Consider the following 24801-nt stretch of genomic DNA (forward strand, 5'->3'; position numbering starts at 1 on the left):
ATGTACTAAATCATAATGGAGGCAGAAAATATGAATGGTATATTACCATTATGGAAGCCAAAAGGATTGACATCACATGATTGTGTTATGAAAATACGTAGACTTTTTAAAACCAAAAAAGTAGGTCATACTGGTACCCTTGACCCGGAAGTTGAAGGTGTCCTTCTGATATGTATTGGGCAAGCTACAAAGATTGTGCCCTTTTTAACAGATACAAAAAAAACTTATATTGCGGAAGTAACACTTGGTAAAAGTACAGATACGGAAGATAGCCAAGGGAATACACTTGAGGAAAAAGAAGTAATTGATCCGCCTACCAATGAAGAAATAGAAAAGGTGCTAAGTGCTTTTGCAGGAACTATTACACAAATTCCTCCAATGTATTCTGCCGTAAAAGTGAACGGGAAGAAATTGTATGAATATGCAAGAGCAAATGAATATATTGAACGACCAGAAAGAAAAGTAATCATACATGATATTAAAAAATTACCTACAAATAATAAAGACAATAATTCTTTTTGTATGAAAATCGTTTGCTCTAAAGGTACATATATTCGTACGCTTTGTGTTGATATCGGAGAACAGTTAGGGTATCCAGCACATATGTCCAATCTAATTCGTACAGAAACTGCGGCATTTAATAAGCAAAATACAGTAACTTTTGCTACTATAGAAGAGAGAGAAAAATCAAATCAACAAAATCGGTTGTTATTGCCAATTACTGCCGGTTTAGACCACTTAGATAAATTATTTGTCGATGATGAAATGAAAAAAAGAGTTCTTCATGGTCAAAAGCTTTTGAAGCCTGAACAAAGTATAACAACAGATCCATTTGTTATTATGCATGGTCAGAAATTACTAGCGATTTATCAAATACATCCAGAAAAGGCAGAACAAATTAAGCCTGTTCGTGTTTTTAATGCTTAGTAAAACGGTTTCCCTTAAGAGAAAGAACTAGAGAAAAAAGTGTAGGTGAATGAATTTGAGAACGATTGAGCTAACATATCCACACACATTAGATGTGGAAGAATTACCAAAAACAGCATGTGCCATAGGTTTTTTTGATGGTATACATAAAGGTCATCAGGAAGTAATTGGCGCGGCTGTTAAAGCGGCAAAAAATAAAAATATGGAAAGTGCGGTAATTACATTTCATCCGCATCCATCCGTTGTTTTGAAAAAAGATACACAACATGTGCAATATATTACACCAATGCGTGAAAAAAAAGAACTACTGCAGAAGCTAGCTGTTGATCGATTATATATTATAAAATTTAATAAAGAATTATCCTTATTGTCTCCACAGGAATTTATTAATCATTTTATTATAGGATTAAATATAAAGCATCTTGTAGCGGGGTTTGATTACTCATACGGGCATAAGGGAAAAGGGAACATGAATAATATAGAAGACCATGCAAATGGTTTATTCACACATATTGCAATCGATAAGGTGACATTGAATAAGGAGAAAATAAGCTCTACAAAAATTAGAGAGTTCTTTAAATTAGGAAAAATCGAAGAGGCTAACATATTGCTTGGAAGACCTTTCGCAATTAATGGTATTGTTATAAAAGGCGCGCAGCGAGGTAGAGAACTCGGCTACCCGACAGCAAATTTACAGGTAAACCCTGATGCGTTATTGCCCAGATCTGGAATTTATGCAGTAAAAGTACATTATAAGAATGAAGTATATGAGGGGATGGCTAATATTGGTACAAACCCAACCTTTACCGAAGATCGAAAAGATTTATCAGTAGAAGTAAATATTTTTGATTATAATAATGATTTATATGGTGAAGAGCTTCTTGTTGAATGGCATAAATATATTCGGAAGGAAGAGAAATTTGATAGTGCCGATGCCCTAATAAAAAAAATCGCTGATGATGAAAGAAACATACGCAATTATTTTCTGAATTAGTGTTTACCGTCGATGAACCTGAGATTTCACTTGCATTTTTTACTAAAAAGATGTACGATAAATAACGTAAAACCATCGCTTGGCAAATCGTAACTCCGACGTTTGCTAGGGGGTTGGGGCTAAGACATAATCATAGGAGGTGAACCAGGATGGCTATCACACAAGAACGTAAAAATGAAATTATTAGCGAATACAAAGTTCATGGCACTGACACTGGTTCTCCAGAAGTACAAATTGCTGTACTTACTGAAGAGATCACAACGTTAAACGAACATTTACGTGTTCATAAAAAAGACCACCATTCACGTCGCGGTCTTTTGAAAATGGTTGGTAAACGTCGTAATTTACTTAACTACCTTCGTAATAAAGATGTTACCCGCTATCGTGAATTAATTAAAAAACTTGGCTTACGCCGATAATTATTCAAAAAGCAGGAGCAATCCTGCTTTTTTTATAATTATCGTTCTGTTCAAAAGGTGATAAAGAATCGAGAAAGCTCGGGGGATAGCTTGGGTTTGAATAATAGGATTCCAGCTTATTTTATGGATGCAGTAAATCCATGAAAAGAGATGCAAACGAACGAAAATTCAAAGAGTAATTTTGCCTTATTTTTTTAAATAGCTTCTTTTTAGCTTTTTTTACCTACATAAAATTTACATTTATCGATATAAACTATAAAATGAAAGATAGAATGTTCTATTGAAAGGAGTACTATATCTAATGACAGAAGAAAAACAAATATTCTCCACTGAAATTTCTGGTAAAAAATTTACTGTCGAAATAGGCGAATTAGCAAAGCAAGCGAATGGGGCTTGTATGATTCATTATGGTGATACATCTGTATTGTCAGTAGCCACAGCTTCAAAAGACCCAAAGGATTTACCATTCTTTCCATTGACTGTGAACTATGAAGAACGTTTATATGCTGTTGGAAAAATACCAGGAGGGTTCATCAAACGTGAAGGAAGACCAAGTGAAAAAGCTATTTTATCTTCACGGTTAATTGACCGGCCTATTCGTCCTCTATTCCCTGATGGATTCAGGAATGAAGTGCAAGTAATCAGTACGGTAATGAGCGTCGATCAGGATTGTCCGTCAGAGATTGCGGCAATGATAGGCTCATCCATCGCACTTAGCGTTTCGGATATTCCATTTGCTGAACCAATCGCAGGTGTGAATGTTGGACGAGTGGATGGGGAATTTGTAATCAACCCTACAATTGAACAGATGGAAGCAAGTGATATTGAACTTACTGTAGCAGGTACGAAGGATGCTATAAATATGGTTGAGGCTGAGGCGAATGAGGTACCTGAAGATGTCATGCTTGAAGCTATCATGTTTGGTCATGAAGAAATCAAGCGGCTTGTAGCTTTTCAAGAGGAAATTGTGCAAGCGGTAGGAGTTGAAAAGTTACCTGTTCAATTATTTGAGCTAGAAGATGAATTAACTCAGAAAATTGAAGCAGAAGCAAAAGGAAAACTTGTTGCAGCAATTCAAGTAAAAGAGAAGCAAGCAAGAGAAGATGCAATTAATAATGTAATAAATGAGGTATTAGAGGGTTATGAGGAAGAAGCGGCAGAAGTTATCAAACAAGTGAAGTCTTTGTTAGATAAAATGATTAAAGAGGAAGTACGACGCCTAATTACAAAAGAAAAGGTACGTCCAGATGGTCGTAAACCGGAAGAAATTCGCCCGTTATCGTCGCGAATTAATATCCTTCCTAGAACTCATGGTTCTGGATTGTTTACGAGAGGACAAACCCAGGCGCTCAGCATATGTACACTTGGAGCCCTTGGTGATGTGCAGATTTTAGATGGTTTAGATTTAGAAGAATCAAAACGATTTATGCATCATTATAACTTCCCGCAATATAGTGTTGGCGAGACGGGGCCAATTAGAGGTCCTGGACGCAGAGAAATTGGACATGGAGCACTTGGGGAACGTGCACTTGAAAAAGTGATCCCATCCGAAAAAGTTTTTCCATATACAATCCGACTGGTTTCCGAAGTATTAGAATCAAACGGGTCCACCTCACAGGCAAGTATCTGTGCAAGTACGCTGGCAATGATGGCTGCAGGTGTACCTATTAAAGCCCCGGTTGCAGGTATTGCAATGGGTCTGGTTAAATCCGGAGATGATTATACAATTCTAACTGATATTCAAGGAATGGAAGATGCACTTGGTGATATGGACTTTAAGGTAGCGGGAACAGCAGAGGGTGTTACTGCATTACAAATGGATATTAAAATCGAAGGACTTTCAAAAGAAATTTTGGAAGAAGCGTTAAGCCAGGCTAAAAAAGGACGTATGCACATTCTTGAGTCTATGCTTGCAACAATTAAAGAACCTAAAATCGAGCTTTCTGAATACGCTCCTAAAATCTTAACAATGAAAATAAATCCAGATAAAATCCGAGATGTCATTGGGCCAAGTGGTAAACAGATTAATCAAATCATTGATGATACGGGAGTAAAAATAGATATAGAGCAGGATGGAAATGTATTTATTTCATCAACAGATGCAGTTATGAATGAAAAAGCTAAAACGATTATTGAAGATCTTGTTAGGGAAGTTGAAGTTGGTCAATTGTATTTAGGAAAAGTAAAACGAATTGAGAAATTCGGCGCCTTTGTTGAATTATTTAAAGGTAAAGATGGTCTTGTTCACATTTCCGAGCTTGCTGAGGAACGTACGAACAAAGTGGAAGATGTTGTATCGATTGGTGATGAAATAATGGTAAAAGTTAAAGAAGTTGATCACCAGGGACGTGTGAATCTTTCCCGTAAAGCAGTTCTGAAAGAAGAAAGGGAAAGACAGGAAAAAGCTAAGTCATAAGAAGTAAGAGAAGCTGGATAACCAGTTTCTTTTTTTATTGCTTTTCAAGATAATAAAATCATACCTTGTCCCATATGTTCATATGAATGAACAAGGGGGGATTTGTATGTATCGCTTTCGAGGTGTTGTTAATTTATGTGTGTTTATGATTATAGTTGGATTAGCATTTAATTTTGAATATAATCCGTTTGTTATGAAGGAAGCAAACACCTTAATACAAGCAACTAAAACTGAAAATGTATTATATAAAGAAATTCAAAATAAAAGTATAGATTTGACTGAACCTCCGCAAAATGCATATATTGACGATGTTTGGAAAAAAACACCAGGGAGAAATGGTCTATCAGTAAATTTGGATAAATCATATGAAAAGATGAAGGAAGAAGGTAAGTATAATGAAGCGCTGCTTGTGTATGAACAGAAATCTCCGGAGATATCGATAAAAGACTTACCCGCTTCACCGATATATCGAGGACATCCTGAAAAAGATATGGTTGCATTCTTAATTAATGTTTCCTGGGGAAAAGAATACATACCGGATATATTAAATATATTAAAAGATAATAAAATAAAAGCAACGTTTTTTATTGAAGGCAGGTGGGCAAGAGATAATTCTGAACTTGTTAAAATGATTGATGAACAAGATCATATAATTGGAAATCATGCGTATAATCATCCTGATATGGCTAGAATATCTAATCAGAATATTATGGAACAGATCAGTCAAACAAATGAAATAATCGAAGCGATAACAGGAAAAAAACCTGAATGGTTCGCACCACCTAGTGGGAGCTTTAATAATCAAGTTGTTAATGCAGCACACCAATTAAATATGGAAACAATTTTATGGACAGTTGATACAATTGATTGGAAGAATCCTACTGTATCTGTTATGATAAACCGAGTAAATAGTAAAATCCATCCAGGTGCTACCGTATTAATGCATCCAACTTCTTCGATCGCTAATAACCTTGAAGCTTTAATTAAAACTATTAAAGATCAAGGATATAAAATAAGCACCATTGAAACATTATTAAGTGAAGAAAGATAACACGTAGGAGGATTTAAATTGATTGAAAAACATACGAGTAAGAACGGACTTCGAATAGTATTAGAAAAAATTCCAGCAGTTCGCTCAGTTACAATCGGTATATGGGTACTAACTGGATCAAGAAATGAAACAGAGCAAAATAATGGTATTTCACATTTTCTTGAGCATATGTTTTTTAAAGGTACAAATACAAGATCAGCACAGGATATTGCTGAGGCATTTGACTCCATTGGTGGTCAAGTAAACGCTTTTACCTCTAAAGAATACACTTGTTTTTATGCAAAGATCCTAGATACACACAAAGAGTATGCTTTAGAAATTTTAGCGGATATGTTTTTTAATTCATCATTTGATGAGGAAGAGATGGAACGAGAGAAGAAAGTAGTATTTGAAGAAATAAAAATGTATGAAGATACTCCAGATGATATTGTTCATGACTTGTTGGCAAGGGCTTCATATGGTGAACATCCATTAGGATATCCAATTCTGGGAACAGAAGAGCAATTACAAGCATTTAAACCCGAAGCTTTAAGAAATTATATAGAAGAGCGTTATACACCGAAAAATGTTGTGGTGTCGGTAGCTGGGAATGTGGAAGAATCCTTTATTGATAAAATTGAAACTTACTTTGGTTCGTATCAATCTGATTTTGAACGTGCAACGATAATGAAACCAACATTTTTAGCAAATAATATCGAACGTGACAAAGATACAGAGCAAGCACATTTATGTTTAGGCTATGATGGTTTGGAAATAGGTCATGAAGATATTTACAGCCTAGTTATAATGAATAATGTTCTTGGTGGAAGTATGAGTTCAAGACTCTTTCAGGACGTCAGGGAAAAACAAGGATTAGCATATTCGGTTTTTTCTTATCATTCATCCTTTCTGGATAATGGATTACTAACCATTTATGCCGGAACCGGTAAAAAACAGCTCCCATTATTAAAAGATACAATCAGTAAGACGGTTGATAAATTGATCAGCAATGGACTAACAGATAAAGAACTAAAAAATAGCAAAGAACAGCTTAAAGGTAATTTAGTGTTGAGCCTTGAAAGTACAAATAGCAGAATGAGCCGCAATGGTAAAAATGAATTGCTGTTGCAGCGTCATCGTACATTAGATGAAATGATTCATGAAATTGATGAGGTTAGTCATGCATCGATTCAAAAAGTAATTGAAACTATATTTAAACAATCAGCTGCTCAAGCTCTAATCGCACCTAAAATGATTAACTAACTTATGTGGAATAACATAGGTTAGTTTTTTTCTGCATATATATGTATTACCTATTAATAATGGAGGGTAATCAATGCGCTATAAAGAGATAAGTGGAAAAGAAATTGTAAATGTCAACCAAGGCTCAAGATTAGGAATACTAGGCCAAACAGATTTGGAAATTAATGAAAAAACAGGACAGATTGAAGCATTTATTATCCCAAATTACAAATGGTTTGGGCTAAAAAAAGAGGGAGAAGAAACTAAAATCCGCTGGAGTGCTATAAAAAAGATTGGTGAAGATATGATCATGGTGGAAACAGATCAATTTGAATAATATTTTTTTAGCAAAGTCAGGCTAGTATCATTTTTTCGAGATACTAGCCTTTTTATTTTGTTTTTTTAAAACATTATCACTATCGGTCTACAAACACATAAGCTATAAAGAAATAACATTAGGAGTATGTCTGGAGGTATATACAAGAATGAGTCGATTAATAGCTGTTATAGGTGGAGACGGTCGCTATCTTGAGTTAATTCGGCAGTTGCAAGGATTACCTGACACAACTATCGTACTTACAGGATATAGTAAATTGGAACAAGGATTTACAGGTCTAAAACAGATGGAATTTAAGGATCTGGAAGTAGAAAAATTGGATGTGATTATCCTACCAATTACCGGAATGGACATAGAAGGAAATGTGGAAATTGTTTTTTCGGATCAGCCAATTCAAATAACGAAGCAATGGTTTACTCGATTGAAGAAAACGTCCCTTGTATTTACTGGAATTACAAATGATTTTTTAAATACTGCTACTAAAGAAGCTGATATTTCACTAATACCTTTACTGGATCGTGATGATGTTGCTATTTATAATTCAATACCAACAGCAGAAGGAGTAATAATGATGGCGATCGAACATACCGATTATACCATTCATTCTTCCCGCGTTTTCGTTACTGGTTTTGGAAGAGTTGGAAATACGGTAGCAAATAAGTTTTCTGCACTTGGAGCAAAGGTATCTGTCAGTGCCAACAATATAAAGGATTTGGCACGTATTACAGAAATGGGTTTAACAGCTATCCCATTAGATCAGCTTGATAAATCTACGGATAAATGTGATTTATTAATAAACACAATTCCTGCCATGGTTATTGATAAAAAGACAATCCAACAGTTACCTCCACATGCATTAATATTTGATCTTGCTTCACATCCTGGTGGAACCGATTTTAAATATGCTGAGCAACGTGGAATAAAAGCTATACTGGCAAAGAGCTTACCAGGTATCGTTGCACCAAAAACAGCTGGAAAGATATTGGCCGATGTAATAAAGCAATTATTGCAGGAAGAAGGTGGAGTAAAATGAACCTTGAAGGTAAAAGAATTGGTTTTGGTCTAACAGGTTCACATCATACGTATAGCCAGGTTTATCCACAAATTGAGAAACTAATGGCTGAAAAGGCTGAAGTAATTCCGATCGTTTCTTATACGGTAAGAAACATTGATACAACGTTTGGAAAAGCAGAAGAACATATAGAAAAAATTGAATCAATTACGAAAAAACGTGTTATTTCAACAATGCCGGAAGCGGAACCATTAGGTCCAAAAGAGCCATTGGACTGTATGGTAATAGCCCCCTTAACAGGAAACTCGTTAAGTAAGATGGCAAACGCATTGACAGATTCCCCTGTATTAATGGCTGCTAAATCTACAATGAGAAATCAAAGTCCTGTCGTCCTGGGCATAACAACAAATGATGCGCTTGGATTAAATGGGGTTAATTTAATGCGTTTAATGGCAAGTAAATATATTTATTTCATTCCGTATGGTCAAGATAATCCATATAAAAAACCCAATTCGTTAGTAGCTAATTTGGACTATTTGGTAGATACAGTTTATGCTGCACTAAAGCATGAACAACTTCAACCTATAATAATTCCCTATAATTAAATAAATTGTGATAAAATATAAAGTTAAGAACTATAATAAAATATTTTTCAGGGTGAAGGGAGTTATCAAAATGACAGAAAACAAAACATACAATATTGCAATATTGGGAGCAACAGGTGCAGTAGGACAGAAAATATTGCAAATTCTTGAAGATAAAGCTTTTCCATTAAATGAGATAAAGCTATTATCTTCAAAACGGTCTGCAGGAACAGAAATAATGTTTAAAAATAAGCGAATAGCTGTTGAAGAAGCAACTCCAGATAGCTTTACTGATATAGATATTGCTTTATTTTCTGCAGGGGGATCTGTGTCAAAACAACTTGCTCCAGAAGCGGTAAAACGTGGTGCTGTTGTAGTTGATAATACGAGTGCTTATCGAATGGCCGCGGATGTTCCATTGGTTGTACCAGAGGTTAATCAAGCAGATCTAGCAAACCATCAAGGTATTATCGCTAACCCTAACTGTTCAACCATTCAGATGGTAGCAGCATTAAATCCAATAAAGGATGCTTTTGGCATTAGCAGAGTTATTGTTTCAACATATCAAGCGGTATCAGGTGCAGGAGCAGAAGCTAATTTGGAATTAGAAAATCAAACGAAGCAGTTTTTAAATGGGGATGAATTGACGGCAGAATTACTTCCTGTAAAAGGAGATAAAAAACACTATCCAATTGCTTTTAATGCTCTGCCACAGATTGACGTTTTTCAAGAAAATGGCTATACATTTGAAGAAATGAAAATGATTAATGAAACAAAGAAAATCTTGCATGCCCCGAACCTATCTGTTGCTGCAACATGTGTTCGATTACCGTTTTTTACTTCTCATGCGGAAAGTATTTATATAGAGGTAGAAGAGGCGGGCATAACAGCAGCTGAACTGTGGAAAGTATTAGAAATCGCTGAGGGTGTTGTTTTAGAGGATGATCCTAGTACTCAAACTTATCCAACCCCATTAAGTGCTGCGAATAAAGAAGAAGTTTTTGTCGGTCGTGTAAGAAAAGATTTAGATAATGAAAAAGGATTTCATATGTGGGTAGTATCCGATAATCTTATGAAGGGTGCTGCGTGGAATACAGTACAAATTGCCGAAAGCTTAATAAAAAATAAATGGCTTTAAAAAAAAGAATATACGGTCGATCAATGTAACTAACGTAAGAGGTGTTACAATGCAGGTATTAGTTCAAAAATTTGGTGGAACTTCCGTACAATCTAAAGATAGAAGAAAGCATGTTATCAACCATATTAAAGAGGCTTTAATTAAAGGATATAAGCTAGTAGTTGTAGTATCTGCAATAGGAAGGAAATCAGATCCGTATGCAACTGATACATTACTCGAAATGGTTGACTTTCCAGCGAACTATAACTCAAATCGTGAACTTGATCTCTTAATGTCATGCGGAGAAATTATTTCCGCTGTTGTTCTATCAAATGAACTTAAAAAACATCATATAACTGCTTCAGCACTGACTGGTGCACAAGCAGGTATTATAACAACAGCAGATTTCAATCAAGCTAAAATTAAGAAAGTTGAAACGAAAAGAATTAGTAAAGAATTGGAAAATAATGATGTTGTTGTTGTTGCTGGATTTCAAGGGCAAACTGAAAGTGGTGAAGTAACTACAATTGGACGTGGTGGCAGTGATACTACTGCTGCTGCACTTGGTTCAGCTTTACATGCAGAAATAATTGAGATATTTACAGATGTTGACGGTATTATGACAGCAGATCCGAGAGTAGTGAAAACTGCACGTCCATTAAAAAATGTTACCTATACAGAAATTTGTAATCTGGCATACCAGGGTGCTAAGGTAATACATCCACGTGCTGTTGAAATTGCAATGCAAGCCAAAATCCCACTTCGGGTTAGGTCCACTGGATCTCATAAAAAAGGGACGATGATAACTTCCACTCTTATTCCAGAAGCAGGAATAGATATTGCTGATCGGCTGATTACCGGGATTGCACATATCGTGTCGATAACACAAATAAAAGTTCCTACAAAGGAAGACGACGTATTTCACCTTCAGTCAAACGTATTCAGGGCAATGGCAGATTCAGGTATTTCCATTGATTTTATTAACATTTCACCAACGGAAGTTATCTATACAATTCCTAAAGTATTTACAAAAAAAGCGGTTAATATATTAGTAAATTTAGGCTTTCAACCTGAAATTACTGAAAATTGTGCAAAAGTGTCAGTGGTTGGTGCTGGTATGACAGGGGTTCCTGGCGTTGCTTCTAAAATCGTGCAAGCACTAATGAATGTAGAGGTGCAAATTTTACAGTCTGCCGATAGCTATACTACAATCTGGGTTCTTATACATGAAAAAGATTTAGTATTGGCAGTAAATGCATTACATGATGTGTTTGAATTAAGCAGTATAAAAAAGCAAACAAATTTTCAAATCATGTCATCATAAAATTATTAAAGAAAGGTGAAATGAATGAACTTCGGTAATGTATTAACAGCAATGGTAACTCCATTTGATCATAATGGAGCGATTGATTTTGAGAAAACATCTATGATAGTTGAATACTTGCTGAATAACGGAACAGAAGGACTTGTACTTTCAGGAACAACTGGTGAGTCACCCACCTTGTCAACGGAAGAAAAACTAACCCTTTTTAAACATGTTGTTAAAGTTGTTAATAAAAGAGTCCCAGTGATTGCTGGATCTGGCAGCAATAATACGAAAAGCTCAATAGCTTTAACAAAACAAGCTGAAAATTGTGGTGTGGATGCAATCATGCTTGTTGTCCCATATTATAATAAACCAAGCCAGCGCGGTATGTATGAGCATTTTACCACTATTGCTAAAGAAACCTCATTGCCGATAATGTTATATAATATACCGGGTCGTTCTGCTGTTAAGATGAGTGCAGAGACTATAATCAGTTTGAGTAGTGATCATAAAAACATTATCTCGGTAAAAGAAGCTAGCGGTGACCTTGATCAAGTCACAGAAATTATTGAAAATACAAGTGATCATTTTAGCGTTTACTGTGGAGATGATGGGCTGACATTGCCAATGCTCTCCATCGGAGCACAGGGTGTTGTTTCTGTTGCTTCTCATATTATTGGTAGTGAAATTCAAGCAATGGTTATAGATTTTAAAAATGGCAATGTAAAAAAGGCTGCAGCAGCGCATCGTAAATTATTACCTATGATGAAAATTCTTTTTTCTCAGCCATCACCAGCACCTGTGAAGGCGGCTTTACAAATGAAAGGAATTGGAGTAGGTGGTGTACGCTTGCCATTGGTACCTCTTTCTAAACAAGAAGAACTCACATTAAAAGAATTAATTGATCATTAAAAAACCGACCAAATGTCGGTTTTTTAATTTCGCATGTTAATGCTCCATTACGTTCATACTATATTTAGTGTGATCAATTTATAAGGAGTGTTCAAATTATGAATAAAGATACAGAAAAAAAAGAAGACCAGAATCAAGATCAAGATCAACAGCAAAATTCATCTGCATTGGTTCAAAAAATACAGCAATTAGGTCAGTCAAATATTCCTCAGGCTCCAGATTCAAATATACATGTCCTTTCCATTATCGGACAAGTCGAAGGTCATATTCAATTACCACCACAAAATAAAACAACTAAATATGAGCATTTATTGCCACAGCTGATAGCTATTGAACAAAATCCGAAAATAGAAGGATTAATTATTTTGCTTAATACAGTCGGCGGGGATGTTGAAGCAGGACTTGCACTTGCAGAAATGATAGCCTCTATTTCAAAACCGACTGTCTCGATCATTTTAGGTGGTGGTCACTCAATTGGAGTACCAATTGCAGTAGCTACAAGCTATTCCTATATAGTACCGACCGCAACCATGACAATACACCCTATTCGTTTAACGGGTCTAGTAATTGGAGTTCCTCAAACCTTTGAATACTTAGATAAGATGCAGGAAAGGGTGATTAACTTTGTGGTCAATCATTCCAATATAAATGAGGAAAAATTTAAAGATCTTATGTTTGCCAAAGGGAATTTAACAAGAGATATTGGAACAAACGTTGTGGGTACTGATGCTGTTGATTATGGATTAATCGATGGTGTCGGTGGAGTACAGGATGCCATGCAGAAGATAAATGAATTAATTAATAATAATAAAAGTGTAGAAAGTCAGGTGATCCAATGATCTTATATACGCCACTATCTGAATACGATGTTTTCCCACAGTCTGCAGAGGATTATTCAAACAGATATTGTGTTTCATTTGAAGGGAAATCTTTATATGTAGAGAAAACTGCTGAAGGATCTTATCAATTATTGCAGCTACTTTCGACGGATCCTCAGGATTTTATGAATGAAAAATACACACCAGGAACTATTTTACGTTAATATTTACTTGATCTCATCATAAGGTCAACTAAATAAAAACAAGGATAAAGCAAAAAGGAAACGATCCTACCACTGAATAATGCTTCAATTTATGATATAATTTAATGTAACTATAAAGTGTAGACCCTTGCCATCTTTTTAGGCAGGGGTTTACTATTCATGTATACGAGCCTGTAAAATAATTGAGGTGAAAAAAATGGCAAAAAAAAGAAAAAAAAGAAAAGCTAAACTGAAAAAACAGCTGAAAGTAGAATTACTAGGGCTGCTATTTATTTTTCTGGCTATTTTTGGCAGTGGTGCCAGTGCGATTAGTGATGGAGCAATTCCAGGCGGATTAGAACATATCTTTCGTTTCTTCTTAGGTATTTGGTATTTTACAGCATCGATTTTTTTATTGATTACCGGTGTTCTTTTAGTTGTAAAAAGACGTTACCCTGATTTTTCAAATAAAAAACTAGTAGGTTTTTATATTTTATTTACTGGCGTATTACTCTTAACACATATTCAGACATTTGAAAGATTAGTAACTAGCTCAGGTGATGTTTCCATTATCGAAAGTACTTGGGATAATTTCTTTATGTTTATCGATGGACAAGGTACTGCTGGTCAAATTGGCGGTGGTATGGTTGGTGCTCTTCTATTTTCGTTTTGCTATTATTTATTTGCATTAGCTGGAGCAAAAATTGTCGCTGTGTTTTCCATTATGATTGGACTTATTTTCATGACAGAACTTTCTTTAGGAGATTTATTTTCTAAAATAGGAAAAAAGCTGAAAGCATTTATGCAAAGTATACAGGGAAAATGGAAGAGTGCTAGAGTTGAAAAAAATAATGTTAAGAAGGAGAAGCGAGTTGAGACCGAAGCACAGCAAGATGAAATGATTAGTGAAGAACCATTTATTCAGGACTTTACGGATGTAGCTTATGCGACTCCTGGTGAGCAATTAGTAGAACATCCTGAAAATGATAATCCAGAAGAAGATAAACAAGCAGATATTAATTTAGAAAATATGCCAATGACCGAGCCGGAAAACTATGAATATGTATTGCCTTCACCTGATTTATTAGCAGAGCCTGCACATAACTCACAACATCAGGAAAAGTCGCATATACAGGCAACAGTAAGAAAGCTTGAGAGAACCTTTACTAGTTTTGGAGTTAAAGCGAAAATAACCAAAGTACATGTAGGACCTGCTGTTACAAAATATGAAGTATATCCAGAGGCAGGTGTGAAGGTAAGTAAAATAGTTAGCTTGCATGATGATCTTGCTCTTGCACTGGCCGCTAAAGATATTCGTATAGAAGCACCCATTCCAGGAAAATCTGCAGTTGGTATAGAAGTCCCGAATCAGGAAATTGCGATGGTCTCGCTCCGTGAGGTACTGGATAGCACATTGAATAAACAGGTATCCAAGTTATTATTCGCACTAGGAAGGGATATTTCTGGGGATGCCGTTATGGCAGAGTTGAATAAAATGCCGCATCTATTAATTGCCGGAGCAACTGGAAGTGGTAAAAGTGTGTGTGTTAACGGAATAATTACAACCATTTTAATGCGGACAAAGCCACACGAAGTAAAAATGATGATGATCGACCCGAAAAAGGTAGAGTTGAATGTCTATAATGGAATTCCACATTTACTTGCACCTGTAGTAACAGATCCGAAAAAAGCATCAAGAGCACTGCAAAAAGTAGTTTCTGAGATGGAAAGGAGATATGAATTATTTTCGGATACAGGTACTCGTAATATAGAAGGATATAATGAATATATACGTAAATATAATCTAACTTCTGATGAAATACAGCCCAATCTGCCATATATTGTTGTGCTGGTAGATGAACTGGCAGATTTAATGATGGTAGCATCAAATGATGTAGAAGACGCTATTACACGACTCGCACAAATGGCTCGTGCTGCTGGTATTCATTTAATTATAGCTACGCAGCGTCCGTCTGTTGATGTTATTACTGGTATTATTAAAGCAAATATTCCCTCCCGGATTGCCTTTAGTGTTTCATCGCAAACAGATTCCCGTACAATACTTGATTCTGGTGGAGCCGAGAAGCTATTAGGCAGAGGAGATATGTTATTTCTTCCCGTTGGACAATCTAAACCTATGAGAGTTCAAGGAGCATTTCTATCTGATGAGGAAGTAGAGAGGATAGTTGATCATTGTATTGAACAGCAAAAGGCTTCTTATCAGGAAGAAATGATACCAGAGGATACAAATGAGGTTTCTGAAGAAGTAGCTGATGAACTATATGATGATGCCGTTCAATTGATAACAGAAATGCAAAGTGCTAGTGTTTCAATGCTCCAGCGCAGGTTTAGAATCGGTTATACACGTGCTGCAAGGCTAATTGATGCAATGGAAGATAGAGGGATAGTCGGCCCATATGAAGGAAGTAAACCCAGAACAGTATTGATTTCACAATCCAATGAGGAACGATCATCCTAAAGATTACTGACAGTACGTGTTCAAATAGGAGGATAAAAGGATCGAGATGTTCGCGGCAGCGTAGTTCCAGTACCGGAACGTATGCAATTAATCCGTGAAGAATCTAGCATGCAGGAAAATGTTATTCCTTTCCAAGGAGCAAAAAAAGCAAACCAACGAGTTTCACGTGTAGTGTGTGGTGACTTCGACGTTCGAAACAGGACAAGCAAAGCTTCAGCGGATACACAACGCATGTAGAAACAGTACTTTTCTTTTTCAAGGACGTGGTGTCGGTACTTAGTCGAAGACCCCTTATCCCAATATGTCATTTTTACTGGACTTTTTGAACATCCTCTAATAGAAAAAGGCAGTGTGTTCCATATTAGATGGAACATACTGTCTTTTTTAGTTTTTCGTATTTAATGATAAGAAAATGGTAAAATTAAGAGGAAATGAAAAAACATGAAGAAAACTTCCTATTTCTATTTAATTATTTTAGTAATAGTGGTATATTAATGACGGACAAAATAGTCATACGTCAGAGGTCAGATCTCTATAGTTAATTTGAAGACTATTAATCAAGGGGGGGCTACATGTCGATTAAAACGGATTCAAGACATTTATATTTGCAAGTAATTGATGAGATTAAACGAGATATTGAAAGCGGTAAATATAAAGAAAGAGAAAAACTGCCATCTGAATTTCAATTGTCAAAGCAATTAGGAGTGTCACGTGCAACCTTAAGAGAGGCCTTACGCATATTAGAGGAAGAAAATGTAGTCCGACGGCGTCATGGTGTAGGTACTTTCGTTAATCCAAAGCCGATTTATTCGTCTGGCATAGAGCAATTAAATAGTGTTACTTATATGATAGAGCAATCAGGAAAAACTGCGGGCTCGCAGTACTTAACCACAGAAATTCTTGAGGCAACTGAAGAAGAACGTAAAAGATTCTCACCTAAAAAGCTTGGTTCGCTTGCGAAAATTGAAAGAGTTCGTACAGCTGATAATAAACCAGTGGTGTTTTGCATTGATAAGGTACCGGAAAATTTGATACCACTGGATCGTGTGCATAGGGTGGATTCGTTATTCAAGTTAATGGAGGAATACGCAGATAAACACATCGCCTATGCTGTTACCTATATCGAACCGATAGGCTATCATGAACGGATTTATGATATTTTGAACTGTGATCCTGAACAATCATTACTATTATTAAAGCAAATGCACTATACAGCTGACGATGAACCCGTATTATATTCCTCCAACTATTTTCGCTCGGATGTGTTCAGCTTTCATGTTCTTAGGAAACGGATGTAAAGGGATATTTTGGAGGCTTTTAGGAGGTGATTTTTTAAAGAAGGTTATATCAGCTTTATGAATTAAAAAAATTAATTTTATCCAAAACGGGGGTATTTAGATTGAAAAATCGTAAATTTATTTTAATGTTTGCTTTACTGTTTTGCATTGGTATGATTTTAACAGCTTGTGGTGGCGGAGAATCTGATGAAGGAAACGGAAATACTGACAGTGGTTCTGACAACGAAGCATCAGATGAAAAAGAATCATCAGATTTTAGTGCTGCGATGGTAACAGATATTGGTGGTGTAGACGATAAATCATTTAACCAATCAGCATGGGAAGGTTTAACTGCTTGGGGTGAAGAGCAAGGGCTTACAAAAGGTAATGGTATAGACTATGCTCAATCAGATGAAAAAGCTGATTATATACCAAACCTTAATCGTCTTATTCGTGAGGAGTACAATTTAGTTTTTGGAATTGGCTTTGAATTGAAAGAAGATCTTCAAAAAGTTGCTGAACAGTACCCTGATACAAACTTTGCTTTAGTTGATGATACAATTGATGCACCAAATGGAGTGAGCATCCTATTTAAAGAACATCAAGGCTCGTTTTTGGTTGGTGTAGCTGCTGCAGAAAAAACGAAAACGAATAAACTTGGATTTGTTGGTGGAATTGATTCTCCTTTAATTAATAAATTTGAATCAGGTTTTATCGCGGGTGCCAAATCTGTTAATCCAGATATTGAAGTGGAAGTAGAATATGCAGAATCATTTGGAGATCCTGCAAAGGGTAAAATCATTGCCTCAAACATGTACAATAACGATATTGATATTATTTACCATGCTTCTGGTGGTACTGGAAATGGTGTGTTTAATGAAGCAAAAGATCTTAAACAAAATGATCCTGAACGTGAAATCTGGGTTATTGGGGTAGATCGTGACCAGCATGATGAGGGAATAATTGATGATTATAATGTTACGTTAACTTCCATGGTGAAACGTGTAGATGTAGCTGTTCAAGATGTAGCTAATCAAGCAATGAATGGTGAATTCCCTGGTGGAGAATTATTAGAATTTGGTCTGGAAGAAGATGCGATAAGTGTAGCTTCAACAAACGAAGAAGCAATGACGGAAGATATCATTAGTGCAGTTAATGAATGGCAAGAAAAAATTCTAAACGGCGAAGTGGATGTACCTCAAACACGTGAAGAAACGCAAATCTTTGTAGACTCACTTTAATACAATTGAAAAAGGCTGATTCTATCAGCCTTTTCCGTAATTAATATGTTGCAATAAGTAAGCGCAAGTCTAAAAAAAGTTTTCAAATAAAGGGGATAATTTTTAAATTGTCCTTTTTATTTGACAATTTTCTAAAACATTATTTTATAATAACGTGCTCAAAAAGGGGTGAATATTAGTGGAATATGTAATTGAAATGATAAACATTCGAAAGGAATTCCCGGGCATTGTCGCAAATGATAATATAACGATTCAATTAAAAAAGGGAGAGATTCATGCATTATTAGGTGAAAATGGTGCTGGTAAATCTACCCTGGTGAATGTACTCTTTGGTTTATATCAACCGGAAAAAGGAGAAATTCGTGTAAATGGAAAGAAAGTAAATATTACGAATCCTAATATAGCTAATGATTTGGGGATTGGGATGGTTCATCAGCATTTTATGCTAGTAGAACCGTTTACCGTAACCCAGAATATTATTCTAGGTAGTGAACCCACCAAAAGGGGTAAAATTGATATTAAAAAGGCTGAGAAAGAAGTTCAGGAATTATCGGATAAATACGGGCTTAAAGTAGATGCTACTGCAAAAATAAGTGATATTTCGGTTGGAATGCAGCAACGAGTAGAAATATTAAAAACCCTTTATCGTGGTGCAAAAGTGCTGATTTTTGACGAACCTACAGCTGTATTAACCCCTCAGGAAATTAATGAACTTATCGAAATAATGAATTCATTAATTGCAGAAGGAAAATCTATCATTCTAATTACACATAAATTGAAAGAAATCATGCAGGTCTGTGATCGCTGTACCGTTATACGTAAGGGAAAAGGCATTGGTACTGTAAATGTTGCAGAAACAAGTGTTACCGAGTTAGCATCACTTATGGTAGGGCGGGATGTGATTTTTAAAACAGTTAAGAAGCCAGCAGAACCAAAGGATATCGTATTGAAAGTAGCAAATCTTGTTGTAAAAGATTCCCGAAAAGTAGAAATGGTTAAGGATTTGCACCTTGATATACATGCTGGTGAAATTGTTGGGATAGCAGGTATAGATGGAAATGGTCAGACTGAATTAATTGAAGCGATCACAGGATTAAAGAAAAGCGAATCCGGTTCTATAACACTAAACAACAAAAACATAAAAAATTTATCTCCACGAAAAGTTACTGAAAGTGGTATTGGGCATATTCCGCAAGATCGTCATAAATATGGACTCGTGCTAGATTATCCGATTGGAGCAAATATAGTTCTGCAAACATATTATCAGAAACCATTTTCCAAAGCGACAGTCCTAAATTATAAAGAAATTTATCAGAAAGCAAAAGAATTAATAGATGAATTTGATGTTCGAACACCAAGCGAATTTTCAAAAGCAAGATCGCTTTCAGGAGGTAATCAGCAAAAAGCCATTATAGGTCGTGAAATAGATCGTTCACCTGATTTACTGATTGCAGCACAGCCTACAAGAGGATTAGACGTTGGAGCAATTGAATTTATCCATAAAAAGTTAATCGAAGAACGGGATAAAGGACGAGCTGTTTTATTAGTCTCTTTTGAGTTAGATGAAATTCTCGATGTCAGTGATCGAATCGCTGTCATGTTTGACGGTAAGATTGTGGCAAATCTAAGACCAGAGGATACGAATGAACAGGAGCTTGGACTTTTAATGGCAGGCAGTCATATAAATGGGGCAGGTGAAGCAAATGACACAAAATAATAAGTTATTCACCATTTTAATACCAATTATTTCGGTTTTACTTGGCTTAATTGTTGGAGCAATCATTATGCTTGTCTCAGGGTATAACCCGGTCATAGGATATACAGCACTTTGGAATGGTGCATTTGGTGATGCCTTTACAATAGGGGAAACAGTTAGACGAATTACGCCTTTAATCCTCACAGGTCTCGCTGTCGCATTTGCATTTCGTACTGGATTATTTAATATTGGTGCAGAAGGACAAGTTATCGCTGGATGGCTGGCAGCAGTTTGGGTAGGATTAGCCTTAGATGCTCCTATGATTATTCATTTGCCTTTAGCAATCTTTGCAGCTATCATAGCTGGTGCGTTTTGGGGATTTATACCAGGAATTTTAAAAGCAAAATTAGGTGTTCATGAAGTAATTGTTACAATCATGATGAATTATATTGCTCTATTTTCTGCAAATGAAATCATCAGAAGTGTATTAACTGATCAGAAAACTACAACAGAATCTATACATCCTTCAGCATCGTTAGCATCTGAATGGCTGCAAGGCATAACGTATTTTTCCCGAATGCATTATGGTATTTTAATTGCATTATTCGCTGCTATAATCATGTGGTTTCTTATTCAACGAACCACAATTGGTTATGAATTAAAATCTGTCGGATTCAATCAACATGCATCTAAATACGCTGGAATGAATGTTAGTAAAAATATTATCTTATCCATGGTCATTGCAGGTGCATTTGCAGGATTGGCTGGTGCTATGGAAGGACTCGGCACATATGGCACAATTTCTGTTATGTCAGGGTTTACAAACCTGGGATTTGATGGAATTGCTGTTGCTTTACTCGGAGCAAACACTGCATTAGGGGTTGTGTTTGCAGCAATTTTGTTCGGTGTGTTAAAAGAAGGGGCAGGACAAATGCCTACTGGTGCTGGTGTACCAACTGAATTGGTTGATATTATTATTGCTCTTATTATTTTCTTTGTTGCCTCCAGTTATATTATTCGCTGGATCTTACTTCGTTTTAAAAAGGAGGGGAACTAAATGATTGAGTTATTACAATCACTTATTCCAACCGTACTATTTTATTCAGCTCCCCTAATATTAACGGCGCTTGGCGGAGTGTTCAGTGAACGTTCTGGAGTAGTAAATATTGGTTTAGAAGGGTTAATGGTAATGGGAGCATTTGTCGGAATTGTATTCAATCTTACATTTGCTGATGTATTTGGATCATGGACACCGTGGATTTCTATTATAGTTGCATGCATTATTGGTGCCATGTTTTCCGTTATACATGCTGTAGCATCTGTATCTTTTAATGCAAACCAGGTTGTCAGTGGTGTGGCAATTAACATGTTAGCTTTAGGTGTAGGTGTATATTTAACAAAGCAATGGTACGGAAAAGGCCAAACCGATATGGTTCAAGAGCCCTTTTTCAGAACGGATATTCCAGTTTTAGCTGACATACCATTACTGGGACCGGTCTTCTTTCAAGGTATTTATGTAACCTCGTATATAGCTATTCTATTAGCCTTTACAGCCTGGTATGTTTTATATAAAACGCCATTTGGCTTGCAACTACGAGCTGTTGGTGAACATCCAATGGCCGCAGATACAAACGGAATAAATGTTTATAAAATGCGTTATATTGCAGTAATTCTCTCCGGTGCATTAGGCGGTTTGGGAGGTTCAGTATTTGCGCTAACCATTGTATCGAATTTCTCGCATTCTACGATTGTAGGACAGGGTTTTATGGCTTTAGCAGCAGTTATTTTTGGAAAGTGGCATCCATTAGGAGCGATGGGAGCTGCACTGTTCTTTGGATTTGCCCAAAGTCTAAGTGTGATTGGTGGCAGTATACCACTTCTTGAAAGTGTACCACAGGTATTCTTACTTATTGCTCCATATGTATTAACCATTCTTGCGTTAGCTGGATTTATCGGTCGTGCAGAAGCACCACGAGCAAATGGAGAACCATATATTAAAGGAAGTAGATAGAAAATACTGGATTGACTTGTTATGTATTCATAGCAAGTCAGTTTTTTTTTGGCAGTTAAGAAAGCATAAAATACTTCTTACTGCATAAGTGCAGGCTTTGTGCTGTCATCTAAGAACATGGTGACAACCAAGTTTTCTAACCGTATAATGGATGATAAATGGTAAATATGTGCAGAATAAACTAGATAATAATGTACTGGAGGATATTTAATGAATAAAATCGAAGAAAAAGTGATGAGTAAAAATGGCTTGAACATCCATTTTATCCAAAGTAATAAGTATAAAACGATAAACATAGTTGCAAAATTAAAAGCACCGTTGAGGCGTGAAACCATAACCAAAAGAGCCTTACTCCCATATGTTTTAAAACAGGGAACAAAAAGCTACCTAAGCAGGAAGGATCTGCAACTGAAACTGGATGAATTGTATGGGGCAATACTTTCGGTTGATGGGTCAAAAAAAGGGGAAAGTCACGTCATTAGTTTTCGTCTGGAGCTGGCCAATGAGAAATTCATCCCGGAGGAATCAGCCATTTTGGATGATGGTTTAGCTTTATTCCGTGAGCTTATATTTCAGCCAAATGCTTCCAATAAAGCCTTTGATGAAAATATAATAAACCGCGAAAAAGCTACATTAAAACAAAAAATGAATGCAATAAAAGATGATAAAATGAGCTATGCAAATATGCGATTAATTGATGAAATGTGCGAAGGTGAGCCTTATCAATTACATGTTCATGGCTATGAAGAGGATTTAAGCTCCATAACTGCTGAAAATTTATATGAATATTATAAAACAATGCTGACAGAAGATCTGTTGGATATTTATGTGTTGGGTGATTTTAACGAAAAAATAGTCGATGAAAAAATTAGAACCACGATGGAACGAAGCGAAATAAAAGGAACTAATCAACAAAGCACTTCTAAAAAAAACCAAATAGCCGAGCCGAAGGAAGTGATAGAAAAACAGAACATCCAACAGGCAAAGCTGCATATAGGCTACAGGACAAATACTACGTATCGTGATGAAGACTATTTTGCTTTGCAAGTATTTAATGGACTTTTCGGTGGATTTCCAAGTTCTAAACTATTTATTAATGTGCGGGAAAAAAATAGCCTTGCATACTATGCTGCTTCTCGTATTGAAAGTCAAAAAGGTTTATTGCTGTTGTTCAGTGGTATTGCACCAGCTGATTTTGAACAAGCAAGAGAGATTATTAAATTGCAGTTAACTGCAATGAAAGATGGGGATTTTACGGAAGAGGAAATGGGTGAAACAAAGGACTTGATTGTAAATCAAGTCCTTGAAACAATTGATCACCCACAAGGATTAATTGAGCTCTTGTATCAACAGGTTTTAGCGGAGAAAAAAACTTCCCCTGAACAAATCATAGAAAACATCAAAAAAGTAACCAAAGATGACGTTATTAAGCTTGCAGCTAAAATAGAAGAAGATACGGTATATTTACTAACAAATGAGGGAGGCGCATCTAATGAATGAACAAACATATAAGTCAATAGCTGAGACGATATATTCCGAGAAACTGGATAACGGGTTAAATGTATTTTTATTTCCTAAACAAGAAATGGCAAAAACATATGGTTTATTTTCAACAAATTACGGCTCCATAGACCAAACCTTTATTCCCATTGGAGAAGAGGTTGCAGTCACTGTTCCAGAAGGTGTAGCACACTTTTTGGAACATAAATTATTCGAGAAAAAGGACCGCGATGTGTTTGCTGATTTTGGCAGACAAGGTGCCTCGCCAAATGCATATACATCATTTACAAAAACGGCTTATCTATTTTCGGCAACAAATCATATTGAAAAAAACGTGGAAACACTAATAGATTTTGTTCAGGATCCTTACTTTTCCGAGCAATCCGTTGAAAAAGAAAAAGGTATTATTGCACAAGAAATTAAAATGTATGATGATCAGCCGGACTGGCAGTCATTTATGGGAACAATTAAAGGTCTATTCAAGAATCATCCGGTAAATATCGATATTGCAGGTACAGTAGAATCAATTAATTCCATCACAAAAGATGACTTGTATACGTGTTATAACACTTTTTACCATCCGGGAAATATGACTTTGTTTATTGCTGGAAACTTTGATGCCAAAAGCATGATGGATTTAATTAGAAATAATCAGCAATCCAAGGATTTCAAAAAAATGAATGCTATTGAAAGAGAATTTCCAGAAGAGCCTGCAGAGGTCGCTAAGAAGAAAAATGAGATTATAATGCCAGTATCCATTCCGAAATGTACAATTGGAATTAAGGAATCTGCCACTGCATTAACAAAAGATGAATTTTTAATTAGAGATCTCCTTCAAAGTATGATTCTTGATTATTATTTTTCAAAAGGTGGTTCATTTTATCAAGAGCTATATAATGGAAATCTTATTGATGACAGCTTTCATTATGAAACAAACCTGGAGAAAAACTTTGGTTATACGTTAATAGGCAGCAATACAGAGCAGCCTGATCAATTTGCAGACAAAGTTAAAGAATTACTACTGAATACAAACACTGCATCATTTTCTGCTGAAGCTTTTGAGCGAATGCAAAAAAAGAAAATTGGTCAGCTTCTAAGGGCGATGAATTCATTAGAGTTTATAGCCAATAAATTTATTCATTATAATACGATGGGTATCGACCTGTTTGATGTAATTCCGGCAATACAAAAATTAACACTTCAGGAAGCGAATCAATTCGTTCAAAGTTGGATTAAAGAAGAAAATTTAGCATTATGTACTATCGTTGCAGAGTAGGGAT

General features: G+C 35.8%; 22 protein-coding genes. All 22 read left to right on the plus strand.

Annotated features, from left to right (window positions below; genetic code table 11):
- The first annotated feature begins 30 nt into the window (after window positions 1-30).
- The 22 genes from truB to yfmH all read left to right on the plus strand — a co-directional run bounded on the left by truB (window position 31) and on the right by yfmH (window position 24797).
- Window positions 31-927, plus strand: coding sequence for a tRNA pseudouridine(55) synthase TruB (gene truB, locus AC6HVZ_RS08635; RefSeq protein ID WP_497557743.1), 897 nt, complete (start codon window positions 31-33; stop codon window positions 925-927).
- A 49-nt stretch (window positions 928-976) separates the two neighbouring features.
- Window positions 977-1921 (plus strand): bifunctional riboflavin kinase/FAD synthetase, encoded by a 945-nt coding sequence (locus AC6HVZ_RS08640; protein ID WP_497557744.1) that lies wholly within the window; start codon window positions 977-979, stop codon window positions 1919-1921.
- A gap of 149 nt (window positions 1922-2070) precedes the next feature.
- Window positions 2071-2340: a 30S ribosomal protein S15 gene (rpsO, locus tag AC6HVZ_RS08645; protein WP_497557745.1), complete on the plus strand. Its 270-nt coding sequence runs from the start codon at window positions 2071-2073 to the stop codon at window positions 2338-2340.
- Between the two features lie 301 nt (window positions 2341-2641).
- Complete coding sequence (locus tag AC6HVZ_RS08650; RefSeq protein WP_497557746.1) at window positions 2642-4756, plus strand: polyribonucleotide nucleotidyltransferase; 2115 nt, start codon at window positions 2642-2644, stop codon at window positions 4754-4756.
- Window positions 4757-4862: 106 nt separating this feature from the next.
- Window positions 4863-5807, plus strand: coding sequence for a polysaccharide deacetylase family protein (locus tag AC6HVZ_RS08655; RefSeq protein WP_497557747.1), 945 nt, complete (start codon window positions 4863-4865; stop codon window positions 5805-5807).
- Window positions 5808-5825: 18 nt separating this feature from the next.
- Window positions 5826-7049, plus strand: coding sequence for a M16 family metallopeptidase (locus AC6HVZ_RS08660; RefSeq protein WP_497557748.1), 1224 nt, complete (start codon window positions 5826-5828; stop codon window positions 7047-7049).
- 73 nt (window positions 7050-7122) lie between these two features.
- On the plus strand, window positions 7123-7365 hold the full coding sequence (locus tag AC6HVZ_RS08665) for a YlmC/YmxH family sporulation protein (protein WP_497557749.1): 243 nt from the start codon (window positions 7123-7125) through the stop codon (window positions 7363-7365).
- 148 nt (window positions 7366-7513) lie between these two features.
- On the plus strand, window positions 7514-8398 hold the full coding sequence (gene dpaA / locus AC6HVZ_RS08670) for a dipicolinic acid synthetase subunit A (protein ID WP_497557750.1): 885 nt from the start codon (window positions 7514-7516) through the stop codon (window positions 8396-8398).
- On the plus strand, window positions 8395-8982 hold the full coding sequence (gene dpaB, locus AC6HVZ_RS08675; protein ID WP_497557751.1) for a dipicolinate synthase subunit B: 588 nt from the start codon (window positions 8395-8397) through the stop codon (window positions 8980-8982). The genes dpaA and dpaB overlap by 4 nt, the downstream gene beginning before the upstream one ends.
- 70 nt (window positions 8983-9052) lie before the next feature.
- Window positions 9053-10099 carry an aspartate-semialdehyde dehydrogenase gene (gene asd, locus AC6HVZ_RS08680; RefSeq protein ID WP_497557752.1) on the plus strand — a complete coding sequence of 349 codons (1047 nt, stop codon included), beginning with the start codon at window positions 9053-9055 and terminating at the stop codon, window positions 10097-10099.
- 49 nt (window positions 10100-10148) lie between these two features.
- A complete protein-coding gene (gene dapG, locus AC6HVZ_RS08685) occupies window positions 10149-11402 on the plus strand; it encodes an aspartate kinase (RefSeq protein WP_497557753.1) in 1254 nt (417 codons plus the stop codon).
- Window positions 11403-11426: 24 nt separating this feature from the next.
- Window positions 11427-12296 (plus strand): 4-hydroxy-tetrahydrodipicolinate synthase, encoded by an 870-nt coding sequence (gene dapA, locus AC6HVZ_RS08690; protein WP_497557754.1) that lies wholly within the window; start codon window positions 11427-11429, stop codon window positions 12294-12296.
- Between the two features lie 98 nt (window positions 12297-12394).
- Entirely contained in the window at window positions 12395-13135 is a 741-nt protein-coding gene (locus AC6HVZ_RS08695) for a ClpP family protease (RefSeq protein ID WP_497557755.1), read from the plus strand.
- Complete coding sequence (locus AC6HVZ_RS08700; RefSeq protein WP_497557756.1) at window positions 13132-13338, plus strand: YlzJ-like family protein; 207 nt, start codon at window positions 13132-13134, stop codon at window positions 13336-13338. The genes AC6HVZ_RS08695 and AC6HVZ_RS08700 overlap by 4 nt, the downstream gene beginning before the upstream one ends.
- Before the next feature lie 196 nt (window positions 13339-13534).
- On the plus strand, window positions 13535-15796 hold the full coding sequence (locus AC6HVZ_RS08705) for an FtsK/SpoIIIE family DNA translocase (protein WP_497557757.1): 2262 nt from the start codon (window positions 13535-13537) through the stop codon (window positions 15794-15796).
- A gap of 572 nt (window positions 15797-16368) precedes the next feature.
- The gene (locus tag AC6HVZ_RS08710) at window positions 16369-17094 is read left to right on the plus strand and encodes a GntR family transcriptional regulator (protein WP_497557758.1); all 726 of its coding nucleotides are present in this window, start codon (window positions 16369-16371) and stop codon (window positions 17092-17094) included.
- Between the two features lie 101 nt (window positions 17095-17195).
- Window positions 17196-18314 (plus strand): BMP family lipoprotein, encoded by a 1119-nt coding sequence (locus tag AC6HVZ_RS08715; RefSeq protein ID WP_497557759.1) that lies wholly within the window; start codon window positions 17196-17198, stop codon window positions 18312-18314.
- Window positions 18315-18492: 178 nt separating this feature from the next.
- Complete coding sequence (locus tag AC6HVZ_RS08720; protein WP_497557760.1) at window positions 18493-20031, plus strand: ABC transporter ATP-binding protein; 1539 nt, start codon at window positions 18493-18495, stop codon at window positions 20029-20031.
- Window positions 20018-21067 carry an ABC transporter permease gene (locus tag AC6HVZ_RS08725; protein ID WP_497557761.1) on the plus strand — a complete coding sequence of 350 codons (1050 nt, stop codon included), beginning with the start codon at window positions 20018-20020 and terminating at the stop codon, window positions 21065-21067. Before AC6HVZ_RS08720 ends, AC6HVZ_RS08725 begins: the two co-directional genes overlap by 14 nt.
- A complete protein-coding gene (locus AC6HVZ_RS08730; protein WP_497557762.1) occupies window positions 21068-22021 on the plus strand; it encodes an ABC transporter permease in 954 nt (317 codons plus the stop codon).
- Between the two features lie 210 nt (window positions 22022-22231).
- The gene (yfmF, locus tag AC6HVZ_RS08735) at window positions 22232-23521 is read left to right on the plus strand and encodes an EF-P 5-aminopentanol modification-associated protein YfmF (RefSeq protein ID WP_497557763.1); all 1290 of its coding nucleotides are present in this window, start codon (window positions 22232-22234) and stop codon (window positions 23519-23521) included.
- The gene (yfmH, locus tag AC6HVZ_RS08740; RefSeq protein ID WP_497557764.1) at window positions 23514-24797 is read left to right on the plus strand and encodes an EF-P 5-aminopentanol modification-associated protein YfmH; all 1284 of its coding nucleotides are present in this window, start codon (window positions 23514-23516) and stop codon (window positions 24795-24797) included. The genes yfmF and yfmH overlap by 8 nt, the downstream gene beginning before the upstream one ends.
- Window positions 24798-24801: the final 4 nt, after the last annotated feature.

Source organism: Oceanobacillus sp. NCCP-135 (assembly GCF_059698015.1).

What these genes read in the sequence shown, in the direction of transcription:
- truB (WP_497557743.1), top strand. Translation starts at nt 31, where the DNA reads ATGAATGGTATATTACCATTATGGAAGCCAAAAGGATTGACATCACAT.
- AC6HVZ_RS08640 (WP_497557744.1), top strand. Translation starts at nt 977, where the DNA reads ATGAATTTGAGAACGATTGAGCTAACATATCCACACACATTAGATGTG.
- rpsO (WP_497557745.1), top strand. Translation starts at nt 2,071, where the DNA reads ATGGCTATCACACAAGAACGTAAAAATGAAATTATTAGCGAATACAAA.
- AC6HVZ_RS08650 (WP_497557746.1), top strand. Translation starts at nt 2,642, where the DNA reads ATGACAGAAGAAAAACAAATATTCTCCACTGAAATTTCTGGTAAAAAA.
- AC6HVZ_RS08655 (WP_497557747.1), top strand. Translation starts at nt 4,863, where the DNA reads ATGTATCGCTTTCGAGGTGTTGTTAATTTATGTGTGTTTATGATTATA.
- AC6HVZ_RS08665 (WP_497557749.1), top strand. Translation starts at nt 7,123, where the DNA reads ATGCGCTATAAAGAGATAAGTGGAAAAGAAATTGTAAATGTCAACCAA.
- dpaA (WP_497557750.1), top strand. Translation starts at nt 7,514, where the DNA reads ATGAGTCGATTAATAGCTGTTATAGGTGGAGACGGTCGCTATCTTGAG.
- dpaB (WP_497557751.1), top strand. Translation starts at nt 8,395, where the DNA reads ATGAACCTTGAAGGTAAAAGAATTGGTTTTGGTCTAACAGGTTCACAT.
- asd (WP_497557752.1), top strand. Translation starts at nt 9,053, where the DNA reads ATGACAGAAAACAAAACATACAATATTGCAATATTGGGAGCAACAGGT.
- dapG (WP_497557753.1), top strand. Translation starts at nt 10,149, where the DNA reads ATGCAGGTATTAGTTCAAAAATTTGGTGGAACTTCCGTACAATCTAAA.
- dapA (WP_497557754.1), top strand. Translation starts at nt 11,427, where the DNA reads ATGAACTTCGGTAATGTATTAACAGCAATGGTAACTCCATTTGATCAT.
- AC6HVZ_RS08695 (WP_497557755.1), top strand. Translation starts at nt 12,395, where the DNA reads ATGAATAAAGATACAGAAAAAAAAGAAGACCAGAATCAAGATCAAGAT.
- AC6HVZ_RS08700 (WP_497557756.1), top strand. Translation starts at nt 13,132, where the DNA reads ATGATCTTATATACGCCACTATCTGAATACGATGTTTTCCCACAGTCT.
- AC6HVZ_RS08705 (WP_497557757.1), top strand. Translation starts at nt 13,535, where the DNA reads ATGGCAAAAAAAAGAAAAAAAAGAAAAGCTAAACTGAAAAAACAGCTG.
- AC6HVZ_RS08710 (WP_497557758.1), top strand. Translation starts at nt 16,369, where the DNA reads ATGTCGATTAAAACGGATTCAAGACATTTATATTTGCAAGTAATTGAT.
- AC6HVZ_RS08725 (WP_497557761.1), top strand. Translation starts at nt 20,018, where the DNA reads ATGACACAAAATAATAAGTTATTCACCATTTTAATACCAATTATTTCG.
- AC6HVZ_RS08730 (WP_497557762.1), top strand. Translation starts at nt 21,068, where the DNA reads ATGATTGAGTTATTACAATCACTTATTCCAACCGTACTATTTTATTCA.
- yfmF (WP_497557763.1), top strand. Translation starts at nt 22,232, where the DNA reads ATGAATAAAATCGAAGAAAAAGTGATGAGTAAAAATGGCTTGAACATC.
- yfmH (WP_497557764.1), top strand. Translation starts at nt 23,514, where the DNA reads ATGAATGAACAAACATATAAGTCAATAGCTGAGACGATATATTCCGAG.